16 protein-coding genes are annotated in these 18289 nt (G+C 51.7%); 8 read left to right on the top strand and 8 right to left on the bottom strand.

Annotation, left to right across the window (positions count from 1 at the left end; all coding sequences use genetic code 11):
* The first annotated feature begins 100 nt into the window (after positions 1-100).
* Entirely contained in the window at positions 101-1480 is a 1380-nt protein-coding gene (locus DY231_RS00375) for a carbohydrate porin (protein WP_115626877.1), read from the top strand.
* Between the two features lie 75 nt (positions 1481-1555).
* On the opposite strand, the gene DY231_RS00370 is transcribed toward DY231_RS00375, so the two are convergent.
* Both DY231_RS00370 and DY231_RS00365 read right to left on the bottom strand, forming a co-directional pair.
* Positions 1556-3172, bottom strand: a complete 1617-nt coding sequence (locus DY231_RS00370) for an STY4199 family HEPN domain-containing protein (protein WP_115626876.1) — start codon at positions 3170-3172, stop codon at positions 1556-1558.
* Between the two features lie 96 nt (positions 3173-3268).
* Entirely contained in the window at positions 3269-4687 is a 1419-nt protein-coding gene (locus tag DY231_RS00365) for an aminotransferase-like domain-containing protein (RefSeq protein ID WP_115626875.1), read from the bottom strand.
* 177 nt (positions 4688-4864) lie between these two features.
* On the opposite strand from DY231_RS00365, the gene DY231_RS00360 reads away from it, so the two are divergent.
* The 3 genes from DY231_RS00360 to DY231_RS00350 all read left to right on the top strand — a co-directional run bounded on the left by DY231_RS00360 (position 4865) and on the right by DY231_RS00350 (position 5989).
* A complete protein-coding gene (locus DY231_RS00360; protein WP_072011222.1) occupies positions 4865-5038 on the top strand; it encodes a DUF1127 domain-containing protein in 174 nt (57 codons plus the stop codon).
* A gap of 87 nt (positions 5039-5125) precedes the next feature.
* Positions 5126-5455 (top strand): DHCW motif cupin fold protein, encoded by a 330-nt coding sequence (locus DY231_RS00355; RefSeq protein WP_115626874.1) that lies wholly within the window; start codon positions 5126-5128, stop codon positions 5453-5455.
* Positions 5456-5461: 6 nt separating this feature from the next.
* Positions 5462-5989 carry a GNAT family N-acetyltransferase gene (locus DY231_RS00350; protein WP_115626873.1) on the top strand — a complete coding sequence of 176 codons (528 nt, stop codon included), beginning with the start codon at positions 5462-5464 and terminating at the stop codon, positions 5987-5989.
* A gap of 40 nt (positions 5990-6029) precedes the next feature.
* Here the strand turns inward: DY231_RS00350 and DY231_RS00345 are convergent, their stop codons facing one another.
* Together DY231_RS00345 and DY231_RS00340 are read right to left on the bottom strand one after the other, a co-directional pair.
* Positions 6030-6275: a YdgH/BhsA/McbA family protein gene (locus DY231_RS00345; RefSeq protein ID WP_115626872.1), complete on the bottom strand. Its 246-nt coding sequence runs from the start codon at positions 6273-6275 to the stop codon at positions 6030-6032.
* 174 nt (positions 6276-6449) lie between these two features.
* Entirely contained in the window at positions 6450-7208 is a 759-nt protein-coding gene (locus DY231_RS00340) for an SDR family NAD(P)-dependent oxidoreductase (RefSeq protein WP_115626871.1), read from the bottom strand.
* A gap of 119 nt (positions 7209-7327) precedes the next feature.
* Between DY231_RS00340 and DY231_RS00335 the strand changes: the two genes are divergently transcribed.
* From DY231_RS00335 to DY231_RS00325, 3 genes are all read left to right on the top strand, one after another.
* A complete protein-coding gene (locus DY231_RS00335; protein WP_115626870.1) occupies positions 7328-8227 on the top strand; it encodes a LysR family transcriptional regulator in 900 nt (299 codons plus the stop codon).
* A 55-nt stretch (positions 8228-8282) separates the two neighbouring features.
* Positions 8283-9350: an inner membrane protein YhjD gene (gene yhjD / locus DY231_RS00330; protein WP_115626869.1), complete on the top strand. Its 1068-nt coding sequence runs from the start codon at positions 8283-8285 to the stop codon at positions 9348-9350.
* 250 nt (positions 9351-9600) lie between these two features.
* Positions 9601-10926: an MFS transporter gene (locus tag DY231_RS00325; RefSeq protein ID WP_034499607.1), complete on the top strand. Its 1326-nt coding sequence runs from the start codon at positions 9601-9603 to the stop codon at positions 10924-10926.
* Positions 10927-11017: 91 nt separating this feature from the next.
* Here DY231_RS00325 and DY231_RS00320 read toward each other — a convergent pair whose 3' ends face one another.
* Together DY231_RS00320 and pdeH are read right to left on the bottom strand one after the other, a co-directional pair.
* Complete coding sequence (locus tag DY231_RS00320; protein WP_115626868.1) at positions 11018-13084, bottom strand: AsmA family protein; 2067 nt, start codon at positions 13082-13084, stop codon at positions 11018-11020.
* Between the two features lie 65 nt (positions 13085-13149).
* On the bottom strand, positions 13150-13923 hold the full coding sequence (gene pdeH / locus DY231_RS00315) for a cyclic-guanylate-specific phosphodiesterase (RefSeq protein WP_034499611.1): 774 nt from the start codon (positions 13921-13923) through the stop codon (positions 13150-13152).
* 232 nt (positions 13924-14155) lie between these two features.
* On the opposite strand from pdeH, the gene kdgK reads away from it, so the two are divergent.
* On the top strand, positions 14156-15088 hold the full coding sequence (gene kdgK / locus DY231_RS00310) for a 2-dehydro-3-deoxygluconokinase (RefSeq protein ID WP_115626867.1): 933 nt from the start codon (positions 14156-14158) through the stop codon (positions 15086-15088).
* A 55-nt stretch (positions 15089-15143) separates the two neighbouring features.
* On the opposite strand, the gene DY231_RS00305 is transcribed toward kdgK, so the two are convergent.
* On the bottom strand, positions 15144-16628 hold the full coding sequence (locus tag DY231_RS00305; protein ID WP_115626866.1) for a M16 family metallopeptidase: 1485 nt from the start codon (positions 16626-16628) through the stop codon (positions 15144-15146).
* A 217-nt stretch (positions 16629-16845) separates the two neighbouring features.
* A complete protein-coding gene (locus DY231_RS00300) occupies positions 16846-18132 on the bottom strand; it encodes a dicarboxylate/amino acid:cation symporter (RefSeq protein WP_115626865.1) in 1287 nt (428 codons plus the stop codon).
* Between the last annotated feature and the right edge of the window lie 157 nt (positions 18133-18289).

Genomic DNA, 18289 nt, shown 5'->3' with positions numbered 1-18289 from the left:
ATAAATAAAGATAAATATGTTTGGGTAATAGAGTTTTCTCTATTAACCCTGAACAGGATATTTATTGTCTGAAAAAATAAATTACTAAATTGAGATTATAATGAAATTAATTAAACAGCTTCCATTAACAATGGCGGTTATCGCCGCGCTTTGCCCAATTTCTGTACTCGCACAAGAACCAATGACTCAGGAACAAATTGACCAAATCGTGGCGAAAGCAGTGGATAAAGCCCTGGCCGACCGCGATGCGAAAATAGAAGCAGCGCGACTTAAAAGAACCGATACCCTGGTTACGCCTCAGGTTCCCACGACGCCAGATATGTCTGTTCCGTTGGGGCTTAAATTCACCGGTTATGCGCGTTACGGGGCGCATTTCCAGGCGGGAGATCAAAAATACATTGGCGTTGATGGTTCCTATAACGGCTCCTCCGCAATTGGTCGTTTAGGTAACGAAGGCAACGGCGGCGAATTCCAGCTTACCAAAATCATTAAAGCCGATAACGGGGCCATCTGGGATATTGGCGTGATGATTGACCACTGGGGCGATGAAGTTAACCTGAAAAAAGCCTACGCGGGCGTCACCAACCTGTTTGAATCACAGCCAAATGCTTATTTCTGGGCGGGTCGTGACTTCCATCAGCGTCCACAACAAGGCATCAACGACTACTTCTGGATGAACCACGATGGGCAAGGTGCAGGCGTGAAAAGCCTCGATCTCGGCTTTGCACAACTGGATATCGCGGCCGTGGCTGCCGTAGATCAGTGTGACCCTGAAATGATTGAAGACGGCGATAACCCGTCGCGCATCTCGTGTACTGGCGGCTCCGGCACCGGTGATAAAGGCAACTACGCGGCAACATCAAAACTGCATGGCATCAAATTTGGCCCAATTGATTTCGAGCTGTACGCCAACTATGGTTTTGATTCCAAAGCCATCGACAGCGACGAACGCTCCAAAGCCTGGCAGGCCGCCGTGGTGTTAAGCCACACCGGCGACAACGGGGTGAACAAAATTATCACCCGTTATTCTGACCATTCAGACAACAGCGTTTATAACAAAACCAATGGCCTGCACACCGTTTATGCCAGTTTCGAGGGGAACTATAAGTTCACTCAACAAGCGCAGATTGAATATCTGCTCGCCTTCCACGATTACGACAATGATGATCTGACCCAGGATAACCGCCGCAACTACGGTGCCATTGTTCGTCCGATGTATTTCTGGAACGACATACATTCCACCTGGCTTGAAGCGGGTTATCAGCGCGTAGATTACGAAAACGACGGTGATAACAAAGGCTGGAAACTGACCCTCTCACAGAACATTTCCATCGCGATGGGACCAGAGTTCCGACCAATGCTGCGTTTCTACGTCACTGGCGGTCAGGTGGATAACAACCACACCACGCGTATCGCGGGCGAGCCAAATACCCAACTTGATTCGTTCAACGTGGGCGCGATGTGGGAAGCCTGGTGGTAATATCCCTTGCCGCCTTGATGCAGCTCGAATTATTTGGGATATAGATTTTTACGACGTAATGCGGTGGGCTTTTCCTCACCGCATTACGTTATAAATGGCCTGCTGAATATCAACCGCACGTTTTTCCTCAGCAATGCCCTGCTCGTCTTTACGCTGTTGCTGCGCATTCAGTCGCAGTTTCGCTCTGTCCAAATCCTCTTTCTGCCGCTTGACGGTTTCCGGTGAAGTGCAAAAATTTTGCAGGAATTGTTTGCGCAGTGAAGTCAGATTTTGCCCGTCGTTCATCGCCTGGCTAAGGGTTCTCACCATGCGCCGACACGGACGCTCCTCGTCCATCTGCGAGCGGTATTGCAGCAAAATATTAAGCGCGTCGCGGTAATCTCCCGCCAGCGCAGATTCGGTGAAATATACTTTCCAGTTCATGCCTCCCAGCATAAACAGGCGCACCACGGTGGCATCTCCGCGCTCAATGGCCGAGCGCAAATTCCCCTCTTCCCAGGTGATGCCAATATTCGCCAACTTCTCACGCGCGCTTTCCGTTTCCGGAAGCGAATCAAGTGCCGTGATTTTTGCCGGAGCGCTTTTCGCCACGGCAGGCTTATTGGTGACATCACTCAGATAATACATACCGAAAATAGCCACGCTAATCACCGCAATACCCGCCACGCACCACAGAACCATGCGCAAGGTTTCGCCAGTGTCCTGTTTGCTTTTGGCTTTGTGCGAATCGGGACGTTCGATGGCATCACGCACTTCTTCGCTATCGCGGCCCGTGGCCTGATATTTTTTGCGCGCCTGGGCGAGATAATCCTGCAATGCGGCATCCTCTGACGCCAGCAATGCCGCCGGATTCACCTTCGATCGCCCTTCATCACACGCCCGCTGAATAGCCGCCGTACTTTCCTGGTGATAACTCTCAAGCAAAGCGAGCTGTACCGAGGTTAATCTCTTTTGCGCCACCAGGTCGTTGCGAATTTCGCGTACATCATCGAGAAAAGTTTGCAGCGTTTTGCGTGGGTCAATGAGTAAACTCAGGTGTGAAGAGTCCTGAAACAATCCGGCGTAATGGTTGGCGTACTCTTTTTTATCAACCACCATTAATGCCAGCTCGCTAAAATGCATTCCGCTGAGAATATCGCCCCGTTCGCCATTCTTCAGCCAACGGCGCACGCGATCTGCACCAAATTGCGATTTGAGTTTATGAACCAGATTCGCCTGGCTCGGGTAGCTTTGATTGACCAGACCTTTGAGCATCAACTCCAGCGCGTACATCTGGCGTGCCGCTTTCTGCTGCTGGACGTCGTCGTTACTTTCAATTTCACTCAAATAACCGAGCAGCGGCTGCTTTGCTCGCACATGCTCGAGATAACTCACAAAACGTAACGCCGCGATGAGCTGGTTGTGACTGACTTCCTGGCCGCTTTCATACTCCGGCACCAGCTGCTGCAAATGGCGCAGCAACAGCGTGAAATGCGAGATTTCGGCGTCGTTAAGATTTAAGCGTTTTGCCACCGCCATCCAGCTTCCAAGCACCTGTCTGGCCTGTTCGAGCTGTTGAAAAAACCATTGGGGATCTTTCCCTTCGGCGGCTTTGATTGTGAGAAGTGGCAGGATTTGCAATGACGCCTGGCGAATCACACTCAGGCAAGTCTCGAACTTTTCCCGCATCAGCAACTGTGCAGCGCTGGTCATGATTTTCCTTTTTGAATAAGGCGCGAGTCACGACGCCATTGCACAGAATGTTAGCGTAGCCGGAGTGGAAGCAATGGCGATAAAAGACCAGGGAAATTAACCATTTTCAAAAATATCGCTGATCACCTCGCCCAATTTTCGCAGCGCGGTTTCGGTCGCATCATTGAATGGCAGCGCGTAGTTCAGGCGCATACAGTTGCGATATTTCCCCGAGGCGGAAAGCAGTGAACCTACCGCAATGCGAATATTGTGCTCACGCAGTGTTTCAATAATCGGCACGATATCAATGTGTTCCGGTAGCTCTATCCACATCAGGAAACCGCCTTGCGGGCGAGAAACGCAGATACCGCACGGGAAATAGTGGCGCACCCAGCAGGTGAAAATGTCGAGATTGCGTTGATAGTGTTGGCGCATACGCCGCAGATGGCGATGGTAATGGCCGTTACGTACAAATTCAGCGACCGCCATTTGCGTAAAGGTCGTAGAGCTGCCGGTCACGATATATTTCATATGCATCGCGCGGTCAAAATAGCGCCCCGGCACAATCCAGCCCACCCGCAAACCCGGCGCTAACGTTTTGGAAAACGAACTGCACAGCAACACGCGTCCATCGACATCGAGTGATTTTATTGTCATCGGGCGCGGATACTCATACGCCAGCTCGCCGTAAACATCATCTTCAATGATGGCGATATCAAAGCGCTGCGCCAGGTTCAGCACTGCTTTTTTACGCGCATCGGGCATGATGAAACCGAGCGGATTGTTGCACGTAGGAACCAAAATCACCGCTTTGATTGGCCACTGTTCCAGCGCCAGTTCAAGGGCTTCGACGCTAATACCCGTTTCAGAATCCGTTGGTATTTCAATCACTTTAATGCCGAATGCACGCAGCATTTGCATGGTGCCGTGGAAACAAGGCGACTCAACCGCCACAATATCTCCCGCCTCGCACACCGCACGAATCGCAATCGACAGGGCTTCATGGCAGCCGGTGGTGACAACAATGTCATCCGGCGTGACGACGCAGCCACTGTCGAGCATCAGGCGGGCAATTTGTTCACGCAGTACTTGCTTACCGTTAATACAGTCATAGCCCAGAACTTCGGCTTCCTGATATTGCACAATGCGGCCCATTTCACGCCACAACGGTTTAATCGTTGAATGAGTCACATCCGGGAATCCGCTGCCAAACGCGATGCTGCCGGCATCTTCCCTTCCGGTGAGTTGTTCAAGAACCGCATCCCATTGCGTAATTTCTACCGGACGTTGCGCAGGACGAGTCAGCGGCGGCACGGGCGGCAAGGATTTGCGCGGCGTAACAAAATAGCCGGAGCGCGGTTGCGGAGAAATAAGCTGGCGGTCTTCAAGAATATGATACGCCTGCTGTACGGTGCTGATACTGACGCCGTGTTCGCTACTCAGGTTGCGCACCGAAGGCAGGCGTTCCCCACTGCGATACAACCCTTGTTCGATGCGTTCTGCCAGCAAAGTGGCAAGATGTTGGTAGCGCGTCATGCTGTATCCTCTCAATTCACCATACAGACGGAAAAACCAGTACAGAATGGCGGAGAATCGCCCACTCAGATCTTGTTTTAGCGCGTCTGTATGTTAAATAAAAGTTATATTTGCGTCTGCCTGCGATCTGTATGGTGGCGCATGATTGTTCCCATCGACACGATGAGGAGCAACACCATGGGCTTTGAAGAGAACCGTCCGCACAAACCTTTTTATGGCTTTGTGATGATTTACCAATATTTCCGCCAAAGAAGGTTACTGCGCCAGACAGAGCGCACTTTAAAGGGGCTGAGCAAAGAACAATTAAAAGATATTGGGCTGACGACGGATGACATATCACACTGGAAATAACTCTCAATAACGGCGCTTAAATATGGCGCCGTTATTTTTTTGCTGATATCAATTAAAGGACACCTGCAAAAAATAATAAGGAAAACCATGCGCATTACTGACCTGCCTTTTAATACGACCGACTGGACCACACTCACCCCCACCGAACATCCGGGCATCACCGGGAAAGCGTTGTGGCGCACACAACAGTTTGGGGAAATCCGGATACGCATGGTGGAGTACACCGCCGGATATCTTGCGGATCACTGGTGCCAGAAAGGCCATGTCTTATTTTGCCTGGCGGGAGAGTTACAGACTGAGCTGGAAGATGGGCGCTTGTTTACCTTAAAACCCGGCATGAGTTATCAGGTGGCGGATAACGCCGAACCACATCGTTCATCAACGGCTATCGGCGCAACGCTGTTTATCGTGGACTAAAAAACCATGTTTCCACTCGTGACTTCCAGACTCAATTTAAATCAAATTACCGAACAAGAATGGCCATTATTCTTGCGCTTGCAGCAAGACCCCGACGTCATGCGTTATGTTTCAGATAATCGACAGGAAGCTGAGATTCGCCAGATTTTTAATGCTCGCCTGGTGCGCTGGGAAATTCACAGCCGCCACTGGCTTTGCCTTGTTATGCGCGATAAACACAGCGGCGTGCCAATTGGTTTCACCGGTTTTGTGCGTAGCGATGACGAGATGGCGGAAGTGGGTTTTATTCTTGATCCCGCGTTTCACGGGCAGGGCTACGGATTTGAATCGCTTCATGCGGTATGCAAATTTGCGTTCGAAAAGTGCCGGATGCGCAGGCTGACCGCGACAGTTACCGTCGGGAATATCGGTTCTAAAAAGACGTTGGAAAAGGTGGGTTTTAAGCAGGAAGGCATTCTGCGAGAAAACTATTTCCTGGGCGATGTCTGGCAGGACGACTGGATTTTCGGTTTGCTGCGCAAAGAATTTAAATAAAACACGGGCCGCACATCGGCGGCCCATACAGCGTGAATTCTTAGTTATACATCTCAGCAACGCCAAACACTTTGTTATCACCACCAGCAGAAATGATGCGGATAGATTTCGCGCCAGCCTGTTCAGCTTTGGCTTGCAATTGCGCTTGTAGGCTATCGATATTTGCCGCGCCGGTCACTGAAACTGTGCCGATTTTCTGGCTTTCAACAGACTGAGTGGTTGCTGCAAAACTAGAGAAAGAAGCAGCCAACGTCATAACTACGGCAAAATATTTGATGCTTTTCATGATGTGTATCCTTGAGCTTATTTAGTTGAGAAAGCCTGTTCGCTTTCGATGTGATAAGAATAGTGCGGTACATGAAAAGCTGATAGCGGAATGATTCGCTCAAGTCATTCAGTATTTTTGACATAAATTTAAGCAGCGAGGGTGAGATGAATTTCACCCTCTGCCAACCTTCTCTTATAAGAACATCCCACCAGAAACTTCAATGCGCTGCGCGTTCATCCAGCCGCTCTCATCGCTGAGCAGTACCGCAATCGCATTGCCGATATCATCCGGTTGCCCCACGCGCCCCAGCGCAGTTTGCGCCGCGATAGCATTGGCGACCTGTTCGTTGTCGCGCACCGCACCGCCGCCGAAATCAGTGGCGATGGCACCCGGTGCAATAATGTTCACCGAAATCCCACGCGCTCCCAGCTCTTTGGCCTGGTATTTAGTCAGCACTTCCATCGCACCTTTCATCGCGGCATAAGCGGCTTTGCCCGGCAACGCAAAACGCGTCAGCCCGGTAGAAACGTTGAGGATACGCCCGCCGTTTTTAATCAGCGGCAGCAGGTGTTGGGTCAGGAAGAAGGGTCCCTTCAAATGGATGTTCATTAAATCATCAAATTGTTCTTCTGTTGTTTTTTCAAACAGCGCATCAAGGCCGGTTCCTGCGTTGTTCAATAAATAATCAAAAGAATCACGCTGCCAAACGTCGTGCAGTTGTTGCTTCACTTCCTGAGCAAACGCAGCAAAACCCGCGCTTTCGGCGACATTCAATTGAATTGCCACCGCTTTTACACCAATTAACTCAATTTCGCGTACCACATCCCGCGCTTCTTGCTGCTTGCTGTTGTAAGTCAGAATAATGTTCACGCCACGCGCAGCCAGTTTCAATGCTGCGTTTTTACCTAATCCACGGCTGCCGCCGGTCACTAATGCGATTGTTTGACTCATGATTTGCCCCTTTGATGGCTGTCAGGTGATTGAGGTGAAGCTTATTAGCTGCTACAAGATCAATAAAGAGTGCTGGTTGCGCATCACTGTTTCACTCATAACAACAATGCGGAAATAAAGTGGATAAAATACACGCAATGCAACTGTTCATCCGAGTGGCCGAGCTGGAGAGTTTCACCCGCGCCGCCGATACTCTGGGCCTTCCTAAAGGTAGCGTATCGCGCCAGATTCAGGCGCTAGAAGGCATACTAGGAACAAGGTTGTTACATCGAACGACTCGACGAGTGCAGCTCACACAAGACGGCATGGTGTATTACGAGCGCTGTCGTGACTTGCTGGCGAACCTCGACGAGCTGGACGGGCTTTTTTTGCAAGATCCCAAAAGTGTCAGCGGCCGATTGCGCGTGGATATGCCCGTTGGCGTCGCTAAAAACCTCGTTATCCCAAGGCTCCCGGCATTTTTGCAGCAATATCCTGGCATTGAACTTGAACTCAGCAGCAGCGATCGCATGGTTGATGTGGTGCGCGAAGGGTTCGACTGCGTGGTACGCGTCGGGCAGCTTAAAGACTCGGGCCTGGTGGCGCGGCCACTCGGGAAACTCACCTTAATTAACTGCGCCAGCCCGGACTATCTGGCGCGTTTCGGTTATCCGGAAAGCCTCGACGATTTAGCCTCGCACGCCGTCGTGCATTACGCGCTCAATCTCGGCAGCCGCCCGCAGGGGTTTGAAGTGTGGCAGGACAAAAACACCCGCTGGATAAAAACGGGTGGCGTGATAACGGTGAACAGCACGGAGACCTATCAGGCTGCGTGCCTGGCCGGGCTGGGGATTATTCAGGTTCCACGCATCGGTGTAAAAGACCTGCTTAAGAGTAAAAAACTGGTGGAGATCCTGCCGCAATATCGCGCCGAACCGATGCCCGTTTCGCTGCTTTATCCGCATCGCCGTAACCTTTCGCGTCGCGTTCATTTGTTTATGGAATGGCTGACGGGATTGGTTAAAGGGTATGTCGATTAGCACCAGGCTATAATTTCGTGAAGAGCTTGTTTTATCTAAAGGAAAAAATAACCTGATGACTACATCGGATAATAGCGAGAAACGCCCAACTGAATCGCTCGATTATGAGCCTGTCGCCAAATTTCAGACGCAACCAAAACCCGAACCTGCCGCGCCTGAGAACCCCGATGAATCGGAGCCGTTGGTCAATATCAAGACAAAAAATGAGACGGTTAATCATACGATTGCCGGTGTCAATAAAGCCGCGAAACGCCCGATGGTCGCGCATCTTTTACGTGCCACCGAGCGGTTTAATGACCGTATGGGCAATCAGTTTGGCGCAGCCATCACCTATTTTTCATTCCTGTCTCTGATTCCGATTTTGATGGTAGCGTTCGCCGCCGCCGGTTATATCCTCGCGTCACACCCCACACTGCTCGAAGAGATTTTCGAAAAAATCCTCACCAACGTTAGCGAGCCAACGCTTGCCGCCACGCTGAAAAACACCATCAATACGGCGGTGCAACAGCGTACAACCGTTGGCCTGGTTGGGCTGTTGATTGCGCTCTATTCCGGCATTAACTGGATGGGGAATTTGCGTGAAGCGGTGCGTGCTCAGTCGCGGGATAAGTGGGAAAGGAACCCACAAGATCAGGAGAAATTTTGGGTAAAGTATCTGCGTGATTTAGTGTCGCTGATTGGTTTGTTGGTGGCGCTGATTGTGACGCTATCTATCACGTCGGTTGCCGGTTCAGCTCAGGCATTCCTGATAACTCTTTTGCATCTCGACGGTATCGAATGGTTAAAACCGGTTTGGCATTTAGTCGGGCTAGCGATCTCTATTTTTGCTAACTACCTGCTGTTCTTCTGGATTTTCTGGCGTCTTCCGCGCCACCGTCCACGCAAGAAAGCACTGATTCGTGGCACATTGATTGCGGCAATTGGTTTTGAGGTTATCAAAATCATCATGACTTACAGCCTGCCAAAACTGGTCAGTTCACCGTCTGGCGCTGCATTTGGTTCCGTTTTAGGTTTGATGGCGTTCTTCTACTTCTTCGCCCGTCTGACGCTGTTTTGCGCAGCGTGGATTGCCACCGCACAATACAAAGACGACCCAAGAATGCCGGGTAAAACACATAGTTGATTAATAACAGGCTGGTGCGAGATAACGTTTCAGCACATAAATCCAGCCTGTAACTTTTATTTAACCTAAAAGCAGTTTTATTCACTGAATTTTTATTTGTGTGAAGCATGACATAGATACTTCTCTTCTGGACTAAAAATTATCCTCTTATTGCTCGTTAATCGCACAGCGCGGTGAACAAGCGCGCGTTGAAATGCCCTATTTGCTGTGCGTAATATGGCCCTTCGTTCGCTATAAATAAGAAAAATCTATGCAAGCCACCATCGCAAATTCAATCAATACCGAAACAGACGCAACACCCGTCAACTCACGCGGAAAAGTCGTCGTAGCCTCGCTCGTCGGCACCGCTATCGAATTCTTCGATTTCTATATTTATGCCACTGCGGCGGTTATCGTTTTCCCGCATATCTTCTTCCCGCAGGGCGACCCGACAGCCGCCACGCTACAGTCGCTGGCTACCTTCGCCATTGCCTTTGTGGCTCGCCCGATTGGCTCCGCGCTATTTGGCCACTTTGGCGACCGCGTAGGCCGCAAAGTGACACTGGTGGCATCACTTCTGACGATGGGTGTTTCCACCGTCGTTATCGGCCTGCTGCCGAGCTACGAAAGTATCGGCGTTCTGGCGCCTATGCTGCTGGCATTAGCTCGCTTCGGGCAAGGTTTGGGTCTGGGCGGTGAATGGGGTGGTGCGGCATTGCTGGCAACCGAGAACGCACCACCGCGCAAACGTGCGCTGTATGGTTCGTTCCCGCAGTTGGGCGCACCCATCGGCTTCTTCTTTGCCAACGGCACCTTCCTGCTGCTCTCCTGGTTACTGACCGACGAACAGTTCATGTCCTGGGGCTGGCGCGTGCCGTTTATTCTCTCGGCAGTGCTGGTGATTATCGGTCTGTATGTGCGTGTTTCGCTGCATGAAACCCCGGTTTTCGCCAAAATTGCCAAAGCCGGTAAACAGGTGAAAGTGCCGATGGGTACGCTGCTGACTAAACACCTGAAAGCGACGATTATCGGCACGTTTATCATGCTAGCGACGTACACGCTGTTCTACATCATGACCGTTTACTCCATGACGTTCAGCACCGCCGCCGTGCCGGTTGGCCTCGGTTTCTCGCGCAACGATGTGCTGTGGATGCTGATGATGGCGGTGATCGGGTTTGGTGTGATGGTGCCTATTGCCGGTTATCTGGCAGATAAATTTGGCCGCCGTAAATGCATGATTGTGATCACCAGCCTGATGATTGTCTTTGCTCTGGCCGTGTTCCAGCCGCTGTTAGGCTCTGGTAATCCAACGCTGGTGATGGCATTCCTGCTGATTGGCCTGAGCCTGATGGGATTAACGTTCGGCCCGATGGGGGCATTGCTGCCAGAGTTGTTCCCAACCGAAGTGCGTTATACCGGGGCGTCGTTCTCCTATAACGTGGCGTCGATTCTGGGCGCGTCGGTGGCACCGTATATCGCCACCTGGTTGCAGGCGAATTACGGCCTGTTCTATGTCGGTTTGTATCTGGCGGCGATGTCAGCGATTACGCTGGTTGCGCTGTTAGTGTCGAAAGAGACGCGTCATTTGTCTTTGTAGTTTATTTCCCCTCACCCCGGCCCTCTCCCTCAGGAGAGGGAGAAAACCGAGCGATCCCCTCTCCCTCAGGGAGAGGGTTAGGGTGAGAGTATTACTTCTTCATCTGCCCCAAAATACGGCTGCACTGATTGTCGCTGCCCTCGGAAGGTGAAATCAGTGCCAGCAGCGCAGCCGCTGGTGTCACCAGCGTCGCCAGGGCCGCCGCAACCGCACCACGCGCAATCAACGGCCCGGCTTTCACCCCCGCATCCGGGTTCTTGAACGTACCGCGCACGTAAAGCGGCGATCGCAGCGTAATGATACGAATCCCCTTGCTCTCCGGATCGATGGTTAAATCGAGCCGCTCACTTTTAAAGTTCGTCGTCCCGGTAACGTTAATCAGCGAATTTTCAGTATCAAACGCAAAGATACGTGGCGTCGCCACACCGCCGCGTAAATCAAGGTTTGCCGCCGCACAGTTAATCCGCACTTCATCATCGCCAAAGATTTGCCCGACGATGTAATTCCCGACGTTTAAACCGACGATTTCCATCAGGTTGCGGCTGATTAGCCCATCGTTCATCAGCAATTTCAGATTGCCGTCGCTACTGCCCAAAAGTTCGGCAATGGAGTTTCCACGCCCGCGCAACTCCGCATCGCCGTTTAGCTCACCGAGCGTTTTCTGCATCGACTCCACTTTTGGCATCAGTTGCTTGAGCTGCAAACGCCGCGCCTGAATATCCGCGCGCCCCTGCATCGGCTTTTTGTCGCCTTCGAGATGGATATTGGCGCTGATAGTGCCGTTCGCCATGCCGAATTTCAGCGGCTGGAGCCGCAGGTCAGCATTTTTCAAAACTACATGCGTGGATAAGTTACTCAGTGGCAGCGTGCCGCTGTGTTCGATACGGCCGCCTTTAAAGCGCACGTCGGCATCCATCACGTCCCATTTATCGGTTTCAAAACGGTCATAGGGCAGCACTTTGTCGGCGGGCTGGACGGTTTTCTCACCCTTAGCCTGCTCAGACTGTTTGCTCTGTTGCGCGCCTTTGCCCGAGTCCACGCCAATTAGCGGGCCTAAATCCGCCAGACGAAGCTGTTTAGACTCGAGATCGCCTTCCAGTTTCGGGCGCGGTTTGCCTTGCGAATAGGTGAGCGAGCCGTGAATGTCGCTGTCGCCAATGCGCCCGTTAAAGTTCTGGTAGCGGAATACCGAGCCTTTTTCAGTGTCGATTTTTGCCAGCAAATGGCCGTCGGTTTCAAACGGCGGCGTGTCCGGTAGCAGCACACCGGTTAAATCATAAAGATTGCCCAGTGAATCGCCGGAGAATTTAAGCTGCAAATCGACGCCACCCATTTTCATCGGATCGTTTATGGTGCCAATGAACGCCACACGGGAATTGCCGGAACGCACATCTGCCTGCACCGGGAAGGCGGTTTCACCTTCGCTGCGCAGCGCTAACATTCCGCCAATTTTGCCGCTGCCTTCGAGCGGCGCGCCGTTATAACGGCCTTTCATTTTCAGGCCAAAGACATAATCTGCGGCTTTTGCCGCATCTTTGCCCGTGGGTTTCTTGCCATCGATTTCGCTAAACGGCAAGGGTTTGCCCAGCGGGTCGACAAGGATTTCAATATCCGCTTTCGTGACTTTGTCGTTAACCGCGATGCGGCCTTTGTCGAACAGAATATTGTCCACTTTGAATGACCAGGCCGACGGCGGCTGGTTGGGATCTTTATTTCCGTCTGAGGCTAAATTAAACGTCCAGTTATTGTTCTTTTCCGACAGGCGAATAATTCGCGCATCGGGCTGCACGAGCTTAATCCATGGGATATAGACGGTCTTGGTGAGTAACGCGAGCGGGGCCAGTGTCGCGTCAACGCGCGGCAGGTGAACCATCGTTACTTCAGGGATTTCAGGTGGGTTACCGAGAATAATATCTTCGGCATGAACGTGCGGCCAGGGCACCCAACTGCGCCAGCCCGTTTCTTCTTGGTTTCGTTCCCAAACCACGCCTAAATCGCCACGAATAGCGAACGGGCGGTTAAGTTCTGTCGAGACTTTTTGGTTGATGGTCGGTTTGAGCCGATTCCAGTCAAACGTCGCAATCACAATGATTGCCACCACAACCAACAACAATAAAACCCCGACGACACCGCTAACAATTTTTCCAGTTTTAGTCATGCCTTTCACCCTTTCCTGATGTGGCTCGCTTTAACTAAAGATAGTTGAGCGGGGCCAAAACGGCATCAGGAGAGGCGAGTTAGCACATTTTCCAACTGTTCAAAGGGGATGGGGCGAGAAAGAAAATAGCCTTGCGCGGCGAAAGCCGGTGACTCTTGAACGTCACGCCATTCCGCCTCCGTTTCCACACCTTCGACAATGACGCCTTTGCAGTAGCGGTTCATTAGTTGCAGCAACATGGTGAATAAATTGCGGCCTTCGTCGCTGGTGCGCAGCATGATGAACAAATCACGGGCGACTTTGATGTAGTCATAACGCATTTCGCTGAGTGCCGAGAAGTTAGCAACGCCTGTACCAAAATCATCAAGCCAGAGCGGGCCAAACTCGTGCATTCCGGCAAGCGTCACGGCTTGCGGTTGGGTGATGTGTTCAACCAGTTCAAAACGGACCCATGGCATTTTATTAATGAGCGCCAGAATCGGCTGATGCAGCTTCATCGCCAGCAGCGTCGGGCCATCCACATTGACCGAGGCCAGAATGTCATAACCGAGGAAAATAGATTCCCATTCGGCCAGCAGATTCAGTTGCTCTTCGATAACCATCAAGCGTGAGCGGCTGGATATGGACGTGAAGTAGCGATCCGGTGGAATACGAATTTCTGGTTCATCCGGGTGAGTGACCACCGTCAGCAGCTCTATCGCCATTAAATGACCGTCGATTTTATAGATCGGCTGGAAAGTATACTGCCGCTGGCATTGCAGCCAGAACCGCCGTTCCTGCAAACTTTCGACACTCGCTTCAAGCGTATTAAGCCGGTGAGTGATCTGCTTAAACTTCATCATGTACGTCCTGTTTACCTTGATAACTCGGATGGCTCATCGTCAAGTTATCGGCGTGGCGCATGAGAACTTTATGTTCGCTTTCAGTACAACCGCAATGAAGGAGAGTTGCTTCACATCCCTCATAAACTGCCTTAGCTCAAAGTTTTCCGAAACATCGTTTTAAATTGTTTGACTCGTTTTTAGCCGCCCATCAAACTAGCGGTAATTTCATTAATTCAGGTCTACTGCTATGCCAACGCGCAAAATCGCCGTCATCGGTGAATGTATGATTGAACTGTCGCAAAAAGGTGCGGAAGTTAGCCGCGGCTTTGGTGGCGATACCCTTAACACTTCCGTTTATATCGCTCGTCAGGTTAATGCTGACGATCTTGAAGTCCATTACGTTACGGCTCTGGGTGAAGATAACTTCAGCCAACAAATGCTCGACGCATGGCAGCAAGAAAATGTTCACACCGAACTGACACAGCGCCTGGAGCACCGTCTGCCGGGTCTGTATTACATCGAAACCGACTCAACCGGCGAGCGTACTTTCTATTACTGGCGTAACGAAGCCGCAGCCCGGTTCTGGCTGGAGAGCGACCAGGCGCAGGCGATTTGTGCCGAACTGGCGCAGTTCGATTACTTGTATCTGAGCGGTATTAGCCTGGCGATTTTGAACGCGGCAAGCCGTGAAAAATTGATGGCGCTGCTGACTCAGTGCCGCGCTAATGGCTGCAAAGTTATCTTCGATAACAACTACCGTCCGCGCCTGTGGGCGAGCCGTGAAGAGACGCAGCAGGTTTATCAGCAGATGCTGGCCTGCACCGACATCGCGTTCCTGACGCTGGATGACGAAGATTTGCTGTGGGGCGAGAAGCCGGTTGAAGAAGTGATTCACCGTACTCAAGCGGCTGGCGTGCGTGAAGTAGTTATTAAACGTGGCGCGGATTCTTGCCTGGTGGCGATTCAGGGCGAATCAACCTTAGAAGTGCCAGCGGTTAAATTACCGAAAGAAAAAGTCATTGATACCACTGCGGCGGGTGATTCTTTCAGCGCGGGTTATCTGGCGGTGCGTTTGACGGGCGGCAGTGCAGAAGAAGCGGCGAAACGCGGACATTTGACTGCGAGCACCGTGATTCAGTATCGCGGCGCGATCATCCCGAAAGAGGCGATGCCTTCTTAATTACACCCTCACCCCGGCCCTCTCCTGTGGGAGAGGGTTAGGGTGAGGGCAGATATTACTGCGCTGGCGGAATATCCGACACGTCCTGCTTCGGTTCATCCGTTAACGGAAGCGCCTTAGACGGAACCATCACTTTATCCCACGTCGCTTGCAGATCCTTCATGTTGTACTCAGGCTCACCTTTCGGTTGCAGCAACACTAACGCCATTTCTTGCGATAATTGCTGACGCAAATCCTGATTCAACCCGCTCAGCGTCAAGCTGTTGAGGAAGTCCTGACGCAGCTTCTGGTACTGTTCCGGCGCAATATCTACCACCTGGTTTTGCAACGAACGCAAACGCTGGCCAATTAGCACATCGGTATCAGTCCGCGCGTACGTGGCGAACAGCCCAGCCAGCTCGGCCTTTTTCCGGGCAATCAAAGCATCGAATTCTTCTTGCGACAGCCCTTTATCACGCACGCTCACCAACTCTTTCCCAACCGTCGCCAGATTCGCGTCCAGTTTGGTATTTGGCGATTCCAGGTTGATGCCGCATTGCGCACGCTGATACAGCACACGGCAATCGAAGCTGAGATTTAAATCCTGGATATTCTGCTTGCTGAGATTTTGCTGCACATGCCAGAACAGCGCCTCACGCGCGAGATCGGCACGCCAGTAACGCAGCAGCGCGGAAGATTCACGAATCGGCGTCCAGGCGTTATCCCACGTCAGAGAAAGCCGATCCTGACGCACGCTGTCAGTCATTAAACTGACGGGCGTCCGTTTCAGCGGAGAAAGTGTCGCAACCGGTGCAGGCGTTTCACGTTTGCCAGTTAAGGTGCCAAACGTTTTATTGATTTGATCGGCAACGCTGCGGCTATCGACGTTACCCACCACAATCAGCGTCATCGCATCTGGGGTGTACCATTTCTGGTAGAACGCTTTCAGCTGCTCGCTATCGACAGGCTGCTTGAGATCTTCTGCTGGGTCATGGCCCAACAGCGTGGAGCCTTGCAGACGATAGCGCCACCAGTTGTCTTTGGTGTCCATCGGCCAGGTGACGACCATATCCTGGGTTTGCAGCCCAACGTTTACCGTTTCTGGGGTAATCGCCATTTTGCCGCTGCTGTCGGAAAGATAAGTCAGGGCTTCTTTGAGTAAATCATTGCGGTTATTTGGCAGGCTGAGATTAAACAGCGTGAAGTCATAGGAGACAATAACCGGTGGCAGCGGACGCTTCGGGTCCACACTTTGCTGCCATAGAGAACGCGCCTGTAAAGGCTGCAAGCTGCCGCTTTGGGTCAGCGCCAGACGTGGTAAAAAGTGGCTGTAGCCGCTCTGCTGGGTGGTCTCTGTCAATGAGCCAGTATTCACCATCAGACGAATTTCAATGCGATCGCTCGGGCGCTGAGGTGTGGCCAGGACCTGCCATTGAAAACCATTGGCAAGCGTACCTTGCTGCCAGGCTGGATCGGGCTGAAGTGCTTCTGCCTGCACATTACTGGCGGCGGCGACCAACAGCAATCCGCCAGCTAAGAGTCGAATTTTGGTGCCCTGCATGTTAACCCCTGGAAAACAATCCTGATTAAAAAGTGTAATGGCGACATAGCATTACGCAATATAGCCACCACAGGCGACGTATCACCACTCCGTTTGACCGCAACTTCGCGAAAACGTCACTTTAAAAATGAAAAAAACGCCAAAGAAAATGGCACAAGGGTCAATTATGCGCAGTAGCCCACAGCAAGGGCAAGTCGCTGTGGGCAATTGAAGGGGATTAAGAAGAGACTTCGCTCACTTTTTTCGCGGAATGTGGGTTATTCAGGGTTTCTGTCAGTTGTTTTTCATCCAACTGCTTCACCCATTTCGCCACAACCACAGTCGCCACGCCGTTACCGACCAGGTTGGTCAGCGCACGCGCTTCAGACATAAAGCGGTCGATACCAAGAATCAGCGCAAGCCCTGCAACCGGTAAATGCCCCACCGCCGAGATAGTCGCCGCCAGCACGATAAAACCGCTTCCGGTTACGCCCGCCGCCCCTTTAGAGGAGAGCAACAACACCACCAGCAGCGTGATTTGATGGAAGATATCCATATGGCTGTTGGTGGCTTGCGCGATAAACACCGCTGCCATCGTCAGGTAAATGGAGGTGCCATCAAGGTTGAACGAATAACCCGTCGGGATCACCAACCCGACCACCGATTTGCGGCAGCCGAGTTTTTCCATTTTATCGAGCATTCTTGGCAGCGCAGACTCAGAAGAAGAGGTGCCCAGCACAATCAGCAGCTCTTCTTTGATGTAGCGAATGAATTTGAAGATGCTGAAACCCGTCACCTTCGCGATAGAACCCAGCACCAACACGACAAACAAAATACAGGTGATGTAGAAGCAGATAATTAACTGGCCGAGCTGAACCAGCGAGCCGACACCGTACTTGCCGATGGTAAACGCCATGGCACCGAAAGCACCAATTGGCGCGAGGCGCATGATCATGTTGATGATGCCGAAAATGACCTGCGAGAAGCTTTCAATGACGTTGAAAATCAACTGGCCTTTGTGGCCCAGGCGGTGCAGCGCAAACCCAAACAGAACCGCGAACAGCAGCACTTGCAGAATATTGCCGCTGGCAAACGCACCGATCACGCTGCCCGGAATCACATCGAGCAAGAACGCGACCACGCCTTGTTGTTGCGCCTGTTCGGCATAAATCGCCACCGCTTTGGCATCAAGCGTTGCCGGGTCAACGTTCATCCCTGCACCCGGCTGAACGACGTTAACCACAATCAGGCCGATGATAAGCGCAATGGTGCTGACAACTTCAAAGTAAAGCAGCGCCACCGCACCGGTGCGGCCCACGGCTTTCATGCTTTCCATGCCCGCGATGCCCGTCACAACTGTGCAGAAGATAACCGGGGCGATAATCATTTTAATCAGTTTAACGAACGCATCGCCGAGCGGTTTCATCTGCGCGCCTAACTCTGGGTAGTAATGTCCCAGCAAGATACCGATAGCGATTGCCGTCAGAACCTGAAAGTAGAGGCTTTTGAAAAGAGAGAGTTTCATAGGGTGTCCTTGAGAGGTGAAGATTCCGCAAACCTTTCGATCTGCGGCACCAAAAATAACACCCACAAAAACACCCAAAAGTGATACAGCGCTAATTTGTAAACATAATTGTTAAATTATTGAACTGACTCGCGCCAGCTTAATAACATTTGCAACA

The organism is Buttiauxella agrestis (assembly GCF_900446255.1).
Classification (GTDB): Bacteria; Pseudomonadota; Gammaproteobacteria; order Enterobacterales; family Enterobacteriaceae; genus Buttiauxella; species Buttiauxella agrestis.
The sequence above is the reverse complement of the archived record's forward strand: the minus strand, read 5'-3'. Positions and strand labels throughout refer to the sequence as shown.